Source organism: Geobacillus thermopakistaniensis, from assembly GCF_000498995.1.
GTDB classification, from domain to species: Bacteria; Bacillota; Bacilli; order Bacillales; family Anoxybacillaceae; genus Geobacillus; species Geobacillus thermoleovorans.
Genome location: NZ_AYSF01000069.1, coordinates 1 through 12,506 on the forward strand (window position 1 = coordinate 1; position 12,506 = coordinate 12,506).

Here is a 12,506-nt window from a genome sequence, read left to right on the forward strand (position 1 = left end):
ATGAGAGAGCGGAAAAGGGAGCCGAAAATAATAGCAAACGGGAAGTTCCACGGTGAAATGACGACGCCGACGCCAAGCGGGATATAGAAAAAGCGGTTCGTTTCCCCCGGACGGCTTTCGACCGGAATGCCGTCTTTCAACTTCAACATTTGCCGGCCGTAATATTCCATAAAGTCAATCGCTTCCGCGGTATCGGCGTCCGCTTCGCGCCACGGTTTGCCTGCTTCTTTCACCAGCCAAGCGGAAAACTCGTGCTTGCGCCGGCGCACGATCGCCGCCGCCCTGAACAAAATATCGGCCCGCGCTTCCGGACTTGTCCGGCTCCAAGTGCGGAACGCCTCATCAGCGGTTTTCATCGCCCGCTCCGCCAGCTCTTTGTTCGCTTTCGCCACCCGGCCGACCACTTCCGTTTTGTTCGCCGGATTGATCGAAATGATTTTGTCCTCCGTCATCACCCGCTCGCCGCCGATCACAAGCGGATAATCGCGCCCAAGCTCCGATTCCACTTTTTTGAGCGCCGCTAAAAACGCCTCACGGTTTGCTTCTACGGTAAAGTCGGTGAGCGGTTCGTGTCTGTACGGCTGCACCATTTGGTCATCCTCCTTTTAAAGGCAAAAAAATTTTTCGTTATAAAACGGTTTCATAGTTATATTATGCAAATGATTATGGCTTTTTTCAATTGTTTTTACTTGGCGGCCTTGAGCTCCCCTTCTTCTGCGGCTAGGGGCTGAACCCGTTTTTTCGCCACAAGGTGGTAGTACCCGTAGCAAGCGAGCAAAAACGGAATGCCGCAGTAAAGCGCGATCCGTTGATCTGGGATAAAGGCCAGTCCGATGATCGTCGCCATATTCAACGCAAACGCGGCCAGCGGCACGAACGGATACAACGGCGTCCTGTATTTCAGATCGCGCACATCGCCGCCTTCGCGCAAAAACGCTTTCCGGCCGAAATAGCTTGACAGCGCGATGGAAGCCCACACCGTGACGGCGCCAAATCCGGCGATCGCCGTCAGCCAGACGTACACCGTATCTTCCGCATACACGCTGCACAACAGAGACAAGCAGCCGATGGCAATGCTGGCAATAAGCGCATTGATGGGCACGCCGCGTTTCGATAGCTTGCTGAAAAACGGAGTGACCATGCCTTGGCGCGACATCGACCAGAGGACGCGCGATGTCGCATATAAGCCCGAGTTGGCCACCGACAGCACCGCGGTAATGATGACAAAGTTCATGATATCGGCTGCATACGGAATGCCAATGTTGTCAAACACCTCAACAAACGGGCTTTCCACAACGCCGGCTTTCTCCCACGGAAACAAACCAGCCAGCACAAAAATGGCCAAAATAAAGAAGATCAAAATGCGCCATACGGTGTTGCGCAACGCAACCGGCACCGTTTTTTCCGGCTCGCGGCTTTCCCCTGCCGCCACGCCGACCAATTCCGTCCCCTGGAACGAAAAGTTCACGAGGATCATCGTCGTAAAGATCGCCCAAAACCCATTTGGAAACAAGCCCCCATGGTCTGTAAAGTTCGAGAAAAACGGAGCAGGTTGTCCATTTTTCATATGGATGACTCCGAACATCGCCGCCAGACCAAGAACAATAAAGGCGATCACCGTCAGCACCTTGATGCTCGAAAACCAAAACTCCACCTCGCCAAATCCTTTGACAGACAAGGCGTTGATCAAAAACAAGAGCAAAGCGAAGACCGCACAAAACACCCATGTCGGCACATCAGGAAACCATCGCTTCATCAAAATGCTGACCGTGAGCAGCTCGATGCCGACCGTCACCGACCAGTTCAGCCATGACAGCCAACCGATGCAATACCCCACTGCCGGCGAGATGAATTTCGTCGCATACGTCTGATACGACCCGGCATCAGGAATTCTCACGGCCAATTCTCCTAACGAAAGCATGGTCAAATACATAACCAATCCGCCAAAAAGATAAGCAACGACGGCCCCTCCTGGCCCCGCCTCATGAATCGTATAACCCGATCCTAAAAACAAACCGGTGCCGATCACTCCGCCTAGCGCGATCATAAATAAATGCCTGCTTTTTAGCTCTCGTTTCAGTTCTTGCACTGGTTGCATCCGAAAACTCTCCCCTCTCTATGATAGATTCCGCAATCGCTTACATTTTTATCAAACGAATAGCAACCTCCTTTTATGCAAAATTATTTTTCAATTTATAATGTATTACAACTTTATTATGAAATTATTTTTTTCTATTTTCAATATATTTAGAAAAAAATTTTTTCACATCTTTCTTTCCCTTCCTGTCTCCCGTCCACCTTATGCTATAATACAAAAAAGAGAGGTGCTGATCGTGAACCGGGATATGGAAACGCTTTTATCAATGTATGAGCAAATTCTCGAAATGATCGACCTTGGCGTCCATGCGGTCGATCAACATGGGAAAACCGTCATTTACAACCGGAAAATGCGGGACATCGAGGGTATGAACATCGAGGACGTGCTCGATAAAAACATTTTGGACGTCTTCCGCTTCAACCCGGAGCAGCCGAGCACATTGCTTGAAGCGCTGCGCACCGGTGAAAGCATTCTGAACAAGCAGCAAACCTATTTCAATAACAAAGGACAAGCCGTGACAACGGTCAATCAAACACACCCGCTGCAAAAAGACGGGCGCATCATCGGCGCCGTGGAAATCGCCAAAGACATCACCAAATTCCGCAAGCTGATCCAAGAGCACCACCAACGCGGTGAAGCCGGTCGCACGTTTGCAGACATCATCGGCCAAAGCGAAGCCATGCAAAAGGCCATCCGCCTTGCTCGTCATGCCGCCCGCTCCGAGGCGTCTGTGCTGCTCATTGGGGAGAAAGGGACAGGAAAAGACTTGCTCGCTTCCTGCATTCACCACGAAAGCGAACGGCGAGCTAAGCCGTTTTTTGCGCAAACGTGTTTGTCGCTTCCGGACGATTGGATGGAAACGATGCTGTTTGGCAGCGAAGAAGACGGCGAGATCCAGCCCGGCTTGTTTGAACAAGCGGACGGCGGCACCGTCCTGCTTGACGATATTGACTCGTTAAGCCTGCCGCTTCAACAAAAACTTGCCCGTTTCCTGCAAGAAAAACAGTTTGTCCGCGCCCATGGCCAAGAACCGGTTCGTGCGGACGTTCGCCTCATCGCCTCGACAAGCGGCGACCCGATTGACGCGGTCCAAAACGGAGAATTGATCAAATCGCTTTACTACCAAATTGCCGTCCACTGCATCGTCCTGCCGCCGTTGCGCGAACGGAAAGAGGACATTTTGCCGCTCGCTATCCATTTCATCCGTCAAGGCAACGAGCGCTATGGCCTACATGTCGAAGGACTCGGCGATGACGTGCAAGAGGCGTTTCTTGCTTACAGCTGGCCCGGCAACGTGCGCGAGCTTGAGGCCGTCATTTTGGAAACGATGGCGACGATGGAACAAGAACAAACCATCACCCTCGCCCATCTGCCTGCCCCTTTTCGAGCCAAGCTGGCGCCCGACGAAACGAAAACGGACTTTTTATTTGATACGGAAGACATTTTGCCTCTTGACAAATACATGGAAGAAGTCGAAATTTACTACATCCGCAAGGCGCTGCAGCATCACGGCTTCAACATCACCAAAACGGCCAAAGCGCTTGGTTTGAGCCGACAAAACTTGCAATACCGCATCCGCAAGTACCAGATTGATAAGGAATGGGGATGAAAAGGCGAAAAGCCTCAGCCAGCGGGACGGCAAAAAGGACAGGGGAGGTCGCTGTGGATGATCGACGCTCATATTCATCTCGACCAGTACACGGACATCGATGAACAAATCAACCGTTGGCAAGAAGCGGGCATCACCGGCGTCGTCGCCGTATCCACCGATTTGCGCTCCAGCTGCCGAACGCTCGAGTTGAAACAGCGATTCCCTTCCTTCGTCTACGCCGCCATCGGTTTTCATCCCGAGCAACCGCTGCCAAGCGAAGCCGATTGGAACGAATGGACAGAGCTTGTCAAGCAAGAGCGGCCGCTGCTCGCCGCCATCGGCGAAGTCGGGCTGCCATACTATTCAGCGGAAGCATGCGCCAAGCTGCCCGCGTATCAAGAACGATTAACCGAAATCGCGGCCATCGCCGCGGATGCCTCCTTGCCGCTCGCCCTTCACGCCGTCTACGACCGCGCCGAAACCGCCTTGGCCATCTTGCAGCAAACTGGCGTCCGACAAGCCCATTTCCACTGGCTGAAGGCCGAGCCTGCCGTGGTCAAACAAATCGTCCAATGCGGCTACTACATCTCCGTCACGCCGGAAGTGTGCTACCGCGAGCGCGACAAGCAGCTGTTATCCCTCGTTCCCATCGAGCAGCTGCTCCTTGAAACCGATGGCCCATGGCCGTTTGCAGGCCCGTTTGCCGGAAAACTGACGACGCCGTTATGGCTATTGGACTCCGCGCGAGCCGTGGCGGCACACTATGGCCGAGATATCGAACAAGTCAAAACCATGATCACGGCGAACACAAAACGGCTTTACGGTTGATCTTCCTTATCGTACGATGAAACCAAATCTACATCGAAATGAGGGAAACATGATGGATCATAATGAGCAAGTGCGCCAACAGCTGATCAAAAGCGTTTCCGGGTTGTCGGACGAACAGCTGAACACCCGGGCAGCGAAAGGGAGTTGGACCATCGCCCAAGTGCTCGAACACCTGTACTTAATTGAAACATCGATCGCAGCTATGATCGCCCATACATTAAAGCATGGCGAGAGCCAGCCGGTTGAGGAGAAACCGATCCACTTGACCGTTGACCGTTCCAAAAAAGTGGAGGCGCCTGATTTCGCCCGCCCGGACAACCGCTTTTTCACTCGACACGAACTGGAAGAAAAATTGCATCAATCGCGGCAGCGGTTGCGCCAAATCACGGAGCAAGCCAACCCGGCTGACTTGGAAGCCAAATCGTTCCCGCATCCAATTTTTGGGCCACTGAATTTGAAGCAATGGGTGGAATTTGTCGGCTATCATGAACAGCGCCACCTCGCGCAAATGGAAGAAATCAAGGCACAGCTTCCGTGAGGAGCGGGCGGCTCATCAAGGAAAAAGCCGAGCAACGACCAGCCAAATCCCCGCCCTGCTCGGCTTACAACGATTTTCCATCTTCATGTGAACGCTCCACTGCCCCTGTCACAGCCATTGTTTTCACTTGCTTTAACGTCGCCACGATGAGAAAACTGACAATAACAAGCAAACACCACGAACTCACCTTCCCAAGATGAACAAGGCTCCACGCCTTCACCTGGTTTGGATATTGCCAAGCGCCAAAAAAGGTGGCGATGTTTTCCGCGATCCAGATGAAAAACCCGATCAGCAAAAAGGACAAAACAAGCGGCATCCGGTAGCGGACTCCCCCGACCTCATACGTCACCCATGACCGCCAAAAGACAAGCATGACGAGGCTTGAGAGCCACCAACGAACGTCCACCCAATAATGGTGGGTGAAAAAATTCAAGTAAATCGCCGAAGCGAGAGGAACGACCATCCAAAACGGCGGCCATTGCACCAACTCCACCTTCAGCCTTCGCCACGCCTGGCAAAGATAGCTGGCGACGCTCGCATACATAAACCCGCTGTACAAGGGCACGCCAAAGATTTTCGTATACCCCTCTTCCGGATACGACCACGAACCCATGCGCACTTTAAACAGCTCGAGCGCAAGTCCAATGACGTGGAACAAGGTGATCACTTTGAGTTCATCCCGCGTTTCCATCCCTGACCGCACCATCCACCATTGCATGAGAAGGCAAATAACAAGCAGCCAATCATACCGCGGCAATAGCGGAAGCGGCGCGATCTTCGTCAGCGCCAATGAGGCAAAAATGACAACCGGAAACACGCAAGACAACACCTGCGCCCAACCGAAGCGAACAAGCTGCACAAACGCTTTGATCAGCCGCGACTTTCTGCAAAACTGGCGCACCCGGACGATCATGAGGCAAAGCGGTGGGTATTCGTTCACCGCTGCCTCGTGTTTCTCCCCTTTCAAGCCGTCCCCTCCCTACTCACGGATTTGACTCCCCTTCATCACTTCGATACTCCAAAATGTCCCCGGGCTGGCAATCGAGCGCCTTGCAAATGGCTTCGAGCGTCGAGAAACGGATCGCCTTCGCCTTCCCGTTTTTCAAGATCGACAAATTCGCCATCGTGATCCCGACTCTCTCCGACAGCTCGGTGACGCTCATCTTCCGCTTCGCCAACATGACATCAAGATTCACGATAATCGGCATGTCATCCACCTCAAATGGTCAACTCATTTTCTTGTTTGATTTCAATCGCCTGCTGCAGCAGCTTTTGCAAAACCGCGGCGAACACAGCGATGACAAGCGACGCAAACGGCACAATCAGACCGACGAAAATGACACCCGGAGCGTCGTCTTTCTCGGCGAACAAGTAAAACAGCGGCAAGACAAGCAAATGCAGCCCGCTGATGGCGACGGCGCAATGTTTGATCGTCTTTAACGCTTTCACCGACGCCTCGGAAAACGCGTCGTTTCGGTCAATATACACTAACAACCGGAACGCCTGATACAAAGCGAAGTAGAACGGCAGCGCGGACGCCTCAAACACAAGATAAACAAAATACTTGATCCAAGGGAACGTTGGCACCAGCTTGACAGCCACCTTCGCAAGCGCAGGCACCAAAAATAGGCACAATGCCAAAACCGGAAGGCCGATCAACACTAAAGACGCCTTCAAAAACAACGTTTCCCGTTTCATCGAAACACCTCACTGACTCGTTTTCGACTTTATTGTAATGAACGTCTTATCGTTTATCAATAAATAATTGTTGATTTAAATTAAATTTTTTCTGCAAAACAGCAAAAAGAAAAGACGTCCCCACACGGGAACGCCCGACCATACCTATTGAGACGACAGGCACACCGTATTCACTTCCACGCCGCCCATTACCAATCGATTCGCTTTCCATCCCGGAAAAAGCCGCCGTTCGGCCCGTCAGGCCCGATTCTGCTATTTAACCGCACTCCCCCCAATTACTCGTTTTTCATCGACAGCCAGTGCTTTCGCGGAAATCATAATAGGATACCCTCCTTCAATCCATAAATTTCATCAACACCTGTCTATCATTATAAAAGAATGAGGGCACTTTCAATGGTTAGATCAAGACAATTCGTTGATTATTCAACAAATTGTATGAAATTATCGATGATCGATTCGATGTTTTCTTTTCCAACATCGTCATCCTCGCAAAGGAACAAACCCTACCAAAGATTCCCGATCATGAGGTCATATCGAAAACAACATCCGCCCGTTTAATCGGCTCTTCGGTTTCCAAATAATAGTCTTCTGCTTTCCAATACCGGTTGATGAACTTTTGGATGTTTTGTTTCACTTGATCGTTTTCACGGGCAAAGCGAATCTCCCGCGGACAATCCAAATAGACGACGAAATCAAAGAACGGCCTCCATTCTTTCCTTTGCAGAAAAACACCTTCAATCATGATCATGTCCGAATCAGAGAGATAAACCGTTCGCTTGGAGTGCGTATCGGTCTCATGATCATAAAACGGGAGGGTCAGCTGGTGGGATGCTTTGAGTTGACGGAACAACTGATGCGTTAGCCACTCCACATCCCACTGTAAATAATAATATTCAAACCATTCCTCGTTTCCCGTATGATAACGTTTGGCTCGCTCGACAATATGATCATCCATGTGAAAAACGCACACGGAGATGCCTTGCTCCCGCAACGTTTGACTCAGCTGATTGGCTAATGTCGTTTTGCCCGATCGGCTTAGCCCATCAATCCCGAGGACCAATCGGCCCGCTGTTTTTATCGCCAAAATGGTCTTGCATAAGAAGTCGATGCGATCACGCAACTCCATCCCCCCTCATGTATTTTTAGGATAGCCTATCTATAAAGTACAAATTCAAAATCGCCCTGCTGCGGCGGAAAAGAAGCGGTTTTTCCCGATGAACTCCGCTGTTTTTTCCGCTGCTTCCGTTTTCCTTTTCCAGCGATCACTTGCTCTAACCCTTTTCCCATTAATTTGAAGGCAAAAATGGCAACGATAAAGGCAACACACGGCCCGACAACAATCCATTGGTCAAGCATCATTTCCCGATAGGAAAGACCGATCAAGCCGGACCATTCGTTCGAAAGGGAGAGCGCCACTTTCTCCGGAGGGCCCAACCCAGTAGATCTGCTTCGGCGGCTGCGGAATGATGTCTTTCAGCCAATAAGAATAGAAAAAACTGGCCAGCAATAGACCGGCCGCGATGATAAACCCTGTCGTAAAATAAACGTTACGGAATGCGCGCATCACGCTACCCCCCTCTCGATTCCCGTCAAATAAGCAATCACTCGTTTTCCGGCCACATCAATGATGTAAAACGGCAAAAACAGCATGGCAAGACCGATAGCCACTACTTCCGGCGGGAGCTGCTCATACAAAAACCGGAACAATCCGTGCATATTAAACAAATATTCCGCCACTAACAAGTTCGACAGCATAAACCAAAACAAATATTGGACGTTAGAAAACACGGTGATCAGCGCGTTGCGGAACATATGGCGCCATAGCACTGCCGTTTTTGACAATCCTTTCGCTAGCGCATATTCGACGTATGGCTTGTCTTTTTCCTCCGTAAACGCAAGAAATGTCATTTGGAACAGCAGAATGGAAGGCAAAATGGAAATCATGACAATCGGCAGCACGTATACATTGTCAAAACCGGCAACAGGATTGACAATAAGCAAATCTGTCTTTTTAAACACCCAGATGACAAACAGTTGCGTAGAAAAAATAAAAATAACATCGGGGATCGACTCAAGAAAAAACGCGATTCCTTTAACCATTTTTTGCAGCGGACGCGGAAGCAAAAAGCAGATGTAGGCTCCCGTAACGGCTATAAGGAAGGAAACAGCCAGCGCCCCCCATAAAATAATAAGGGAATAGGCATACGGCTCCATCATCGTTGAGAGCAGGGGAGCATTGTGCCATTGCGAGAGCGAAACCGTTATATCACGAATAGAAAAAAAGCTCCAAAACAGCTGCTGAAATTGCTGCCAAAATACCGTGACCATTTGCGGGCTCGGAAACAAGGAATAGCTTTGCGCAAACGCGATAATCGCCATAATCGTGAAAATGGTAAGCAACAAATCCGCCAGCACCGTCAAGGCGAGTTTCCATTTCTTCATAAGGCTGATCCCCCTCCTTCGGAGCATGGGCAACCGATTGCTTGATGTTCCTTTCGGCTGTAAGCTGCCAGTGCTTGCATTTTAATAAGATGGTGCCGGGGGAGGCAATGTTTCTGCTAACATGGATTGCTGTCCTCCCATTCCATCGCCTATTTTCAAGATGCGGTCATACATTTTAATTCCTACATAGGTTTGTCCGTCTGTTTGATATTCTACTCTGCCCGACGAGTCTTTTTTGATAAGCTCTCCCTTTTCACCATACTTCTCTTTTACGTGCTTCGGCTGCAGTTCTGGCAAAAACATCACATCCAGCTCATATTCCTTAGCTCGCTCCGGTCTTTTCGCGCTCCATGAATAACTTCCGTCTTCCCCAACGTTTACTTTTTCCTCGAGTACCTGTTTGCCCCCCTCGATTTCTTTCATCACAATTTGCACGACGGCGCCTTTTGGCAGATTGCTGTTTCCGCTTAGCACCACTAGGTCACCGATTGTTTTGACCGCACCACCTAATTTTACCGTTTGCTCCACTTTCGGTTTGGCACAGCCAACTAGCACCAATAGCAACAACAACGTAAGGACCACCGTCATTCGGATATCCTTCATAAAAACCCTCCCTCTAGAAATGTTGATCTATCAAGGCTTTTCGGCCCCTCAGGGGTGTCCAAAAAATATTTTTCGACAAAATCCCTTACATCTTTTTTCAGTTTTGTGGATATCTTACAGACCTAGGGTACGCTTCGCGGCCACGGATGGGGATATTTTCCTTCCGTGGGAGGAAGCGTATTCGATGCACCTTTGGATCTCCGCGTCGCTGATGAGGACGAACCCTCCCATGTCTCCGGGCGTCTTGGCGCCAACATTCCCTCGTTCGGTCTCGTCATCAGGCGGAGGCCGGCCAAGCTCCTTTGGGGACTCAAGGTCGAATGGATCCGATCACGCCAGCTTCTCCGGTGTCATCCTGTTGTCCAACGATTCTTCCGTTCGCAGGGGGAGGCCTTAGGCCGCCCGGTGCACCTGGGACAAGACGTCCTGCTTCATTCGCTCGGCGTCAAAGGCTTGTTTCTTCGTACAAATCGCAAACAGCACATTCAACAGCTTCCGGCATAATGCGACGATGGACTGCTTTCCGGTCAGCGGATTGACGGGGCGGGTCGTGTCATACTCATGCAGCTCGCGAAACGCCTCGTTGTGCCGGATCAGCGGAATCATCGCCCGAAACAGCACCGATCGCAGCCGTTTCCGTCCTCGTTTGGAGATCTGCTTTTGCCCTTTGCGCTGGCCGGAGGAATTCTCCTTGAGCGTCAGGCCCGCCAACTTCACCAATTGACGCGGGTCCCGATAATGAGCGAAGCTGCCAATCTCCGCCAGCAGATCGATGATCGTGGCGTCTCCCAACCCGTCGACCGTTTTCAGCTATTGATATTCCATCGTCGTTTGAACCAATGCCTTCAACTCGGCGTCCAACGCTGCGATGTCAGCCTCCAATTGGCGGTATCGGCGGACGAGCGTGGCGATCTCAAATCGGGCCATCGTCGCCCCCTCCGTCACCCCAATCGAGTCCTTCGCGGCGTCGACCAACGCCTGAATTTTGGCCTTCTGCAGGCATTTCATCCCTTCGCTTTGCCGGTGCACCTCGATGAGCTCCTCGGCGGTCCGACCCGCCATATCGGCCGGAAACGGCGTCCACTCCAGCACCGCAAGCGCCGTTTTGCCCAAGTCGCGAAACACCGTCCCAAACTCCGGAAAATACCGATCGGTCCAGCGGACGATCGCGTTTTTCACCGCCGTCTGTTCCTTGCGGAGCTTCTCTTTGAGCGTGCTCCCAACGCGCAAATCGGCTTCGATCTCGTGCAGCAGCCGGGGGATGAGGAATCGTCCGTCTTTCACCAGTCTGGCGATGACCAGGGCGTCTTTGGCGTCATGTTTCGTCGGCAGGTTGTCATCGAGTTCTTTCGACCGGCACACATGCGCCGGGTTGACCATCACCAACGGGATCCCGTGCTCCTCGAGGAAGTAGGCCAGGTTCAACCAGTCGTGCCCGGTCGGTTCCACCCCGACGATCACCTTCAGCTTCCCGAACGTTTGCATCGCCTCCTGAATCGCTTTATGCAGTTGCCGAAACCCTTCTTTCGACTGGAAGATCGGGAACGATTTGCGAAGCACACGCCCCCGGTCATCCACGAAGCAGGCGTAGTGGGTTCGTTTCGCGATATCGATTCCCACGACAAGCGTTTGTTCGGTGACTTGATCGAGTTTATGATTTTGTGTACAATTCATCTGAAGTCCTCCTTGGTATGGTGGTAGGGTCGACTTTTGGTTGACATCGACACCCCTGCATCATACCAAGAGGGCTTTTTTTGATCAAGTCCCCGGAAAAGCTCCTAACGGGAATGCTCCTTACATTCGGGTAATTTTAACAGACACTTGTTTGTTCAAATCCGCATCCCAAACGCGTTGAATTTAGAATGTTCCTGGTTCAAAAAACATATTGAACCTTTCTTTGAACCAATCTTGCATAGGTAAGTTTAATGCTTCATCAATCGGCACCCAAAGCAATTCACCTTCTGGTGGATTTTCAAGGAGTTCTCCTTCGAATGTATTGGTCCAATAGTTAAAAACCATGTATCGTACATTTTCTTTTGGATTAACATATTCATCCAAACCTTTATAGATTAAATTTGAAACGGTTAAACCTGTCTCTTCCTTGACTTCTCTAATAGCCCCTTCTACGATACTTTCTGGAAATTCCACTTTTCCCCCTGGTGCTAAATATCCCGGAAAACCGAAATGGTTAGGTCGTTTAATTAATAAAACTTTATCTTCGTTTTGAATCATACACATCGTATAAATTCTATGTTCTACACTTTTCCAATCAACTGACATGATGTAGATTCTCCTTTCTAATTTATTTAAAATCTGAATGTTTTTAACTCACATTTCGCACCCTAACAAGGTCAAAACAAAGGATTTTTTATTTAGTTTTTCAGAATAACTTTTTGACCAACACAACGAGCGATGGCAATCCTTTTTTTACCATCGCTGGTCGTTCCGTATCACGTTACACGTAGATGCTCTCATCCATGCCCAATCCCTGCAGAATCCTTCGCTGATCAGGGGTAAGGGAGCGATCCAGTGAGCGTTGGATGCGCCCATCCGGCAGCTTGAACAGGACGACGTTCACATATTGAAACAGCTGAAAAATCGCCTGTCCCGTCGGCCGGGTCAGCTTGCGGCCTCCAGGACCCTTCAACGGGTGTTCTGGAGTAATAAACTGACGCACTCGGCGCTGAAAAACGCGGTAAATAGCCAAG

General features: G+C 50.6%; 13 protein-coding genes and 2 pseudogenes. 3 read left to right on the plus strand and 12 right to left on the minus strand.

The genetic code is table 11. The annotated features are described in order from the left end of the window. Nucleotides 1-590, minus strand: a 590-nt coding sequence (locus T260_RS125625) for an aldehyde dehydrogenase family protein (protein WP_023634307.1), incomplete at its 3' end; no start/stop codon positions are given. 95 nt (nt 591-685) lie between these two features. Further along, nucleotides 686-2,098, minus strand: a complete 1,413-nt coding sequence (locus T260_RS125620; protein ID WP_011229696.1) for an amino acid permease — start codon at nt 2,096-2,098, stop codon at nt 686-688. A 235-nt stretch (nt 2,099-2,333) separates the two neighbouring features. Between T260_RS125620 and T260_RS125615 the strand changes: the two genes are divergently transcribed. From T260_RS125615 to T260_RS125605, 3 genes are read left to right on the plus strand one after another with little or no spacing between them, the layout of a single operon-like run. Next, nucleotides 2,334-3,707, plus strand: a complete 1,374-nt coding sequence (locus T260_RS125615; RefSeq protein WP_011229695.1) for a sigma-54 interaction domain-containing protein — start codon at nt 2,334-2,336, stop codon at nt 3,705-3,707. Nucleotides 3,708-3,764: 57 nt separating this feature from the next. Continuing rightward, complete coding sequence (locus tag T260_RS125610; protein WP_023634308.1) at nt 3,765-4,517, plus strand: TatD family hydrolase; 753 nt, start codon at nt 3,765-3,767, stop codon at nt 4,515-4,517. Nucleotides 4,518-4,566: 49 nt separating this feature from the next. Then, a complete protein-coding gene (locus T260_RS125605; protein WP_023634309.1) occupies nt 4,567-5,055 on the plus strand; it encodes a DinB family protein in 489 nt (162 codons plus the stop codon). Nucleotides 5,056-5,119: 64 nt separating this feature from the next. On the opposite strand, the gene T260_RS125600 is transcribed toward T260_RS125605, so the two are convergent. The 10 genes and pseudogenes from T260_RS125600 to T260_RS0120695 form a co-directional block, all read right to left on the minus strand. Beyond that, a complete protein-coding gene (locus T260_RS125600; RefSeq protein ID WP_021322048.1) occupies nt 5,120-6,022 on the minus strand; it encodes a DUF817 domain-containing protein in 903 nt (300 codons plus the stop codon). 16 nt (nt 6,023-6,038) lie between these two features. Continuing rightward, the gene (locus T260_RS125595; protein WP_013144000.1) at nt 6,039-6,263 is read right to left on the minus strand and encodes a helix-turn-helix domain-containing protein; all 225 of its coding nucleotides are present in this window, start codon (nt 6,261-6,263) and stop codon (nt 6,039-6,041) included. Nucleotides 6,264-6,273: 10 nt separating this feature from the next. After that, entirely contained in the window at nt 6,274-6,753 is a 480-nt protein-coding gene (locus tag T260_RS125590; RefSeq protein ID WP_011229691.1) for a DUF2975 domain-containing protein, read from the minus strand. Between the two features lie 520 nt (nt 6,754-7,273). Then, complete coding sequence (locus T260_RS125585; protein WP_011229690.1) at nt 7,274-7,879, minus strand: kinase; 606 nt, start codon at nt 7,877-7,879, stop codon at nt 7,274-7,276. Between the two features lie 26 nt (nt 7,880-7,905). Then, a complete protein-coding gene (locus T260_RS125580; protein WP_023634310.1) occupies nt 7,906-8,187 on the minus strand; it encodes a hypothetical protein in 282 nt (93 codons plus the stop codon). 129 nt (nt 8,188-8,316) lie between these two features. After that, on the minus strand, nt 8,317-9,195 hold the full coding sequence (locus T260_RS125575; protein ID WP_023634311.1) for an ABC transporter permease subunit: 879 nt from the start codon (nt 9,193-9,195) through the stop codon (nt 8,317-8,319). Between the two features lie 81 nt (nt 9,196-9,276). Next, nucleotides 9,277-9,798, minus strand: coding sequence for a hypothetical protein (locus T260_RS125570; RefSeq protein ID WP_008881522.1), 522 nt, complete (start codon nt 9,796-9,798; stop codon nt 9,277-9,279). A gap of 393 nt (nt 9,799-10,191) precedes the next feature. Further along, nucleotides 10,192-11,472: pseudogene (locus T260_RS01000000138090) on the minus strand (IS110 family RNA-guided transposase). A 183-nt stretch (nt 11,473-11,655) separates the two neighbouring features. Continuing rightward, nucleotides 11,656-12,078, minus strand: coding sequence for an 8-oxo-dGTP diphosphatase (locus tag T260_RS125565; protein WP_023634312.1), 423 nt, complete (start codon nt 12,076-12,078; stop codon nt 11,656-11,658). A gap of 175 nt (nt 12,079-12,253) precedes the next feature. Further along, a pseudogene (locus T260_RS0120695) lies at nt 12,254-12,506 on the minus strand (IS1634 family transposase); the annotation flags it as partial.

Excerpts from the sequence above, each read along its gene's own strand:
- T260_RS125595 (WP_013144000.1), bottom strand. The coding sequence starts at position 6,263 with ATGCCGATTATCGTGAATCTTGATGTCATGTTGGCGAAGCGGAAGATG.
- T260_RS125620 (WP_011229696.1), bottom strand. The coding sequence starts at position 2,098 with ATGCAACCAGTGCAAGAACTGAAACGAGAGCTAAAAAGCAGGCATTTA.
- T260_RS125570 (WP_008881522.1), bottom strand. The coding sequence starts at position 9,798 with ATGAAGGATATCCGAATGACGGTGGTCCTTACGTTGTTGTTGCTATTG.
- T260_RS125590 (WP_011229691.1), bottom strand. The coding sequence starts at position 6,753 with ATGAAACGGGAAACGTTGTTTTTGAAGGCGTCTTTAGTGTTGATCGGC.
- T260_RS125610 (WP_023634308.1), top strand. The coding sequence starts at position 3,765 with ATGATCGACGCTCATATTCATCTCGACCAGTACACGGACATCGATGAA.
- T260_RS125605 (WP_023634309.1), top strand. The coding sequence starts at position 4,567 with ATGATGGATCATAATGAGCAAGTGCGCCAACAGCTGATCAAAAGCGTT.
- T260_RS125585 (WP_011229690.1), bottom strand. The coding sequence starts at position 7,879 with ATGGAGTTGCGTGATCGCATCGACTTCTTATGCAAGACCATTTTGGCG.
- T260_RS125565 (WP_023634312.1), bottom strand. The coding sequence starts at position 12,078 with ATGTCAGTTGATTGGAAAAGTGTAGAACATAGAATTTATACGATGTGT.
- T260_RS125575 (WP_023634311.1), bottom strand. The coding sequence starts at position 9,195 with ATGAAGAAATGGAAACTCGCCTTGACGGTGCTGGCGGATTTGTTGCTT.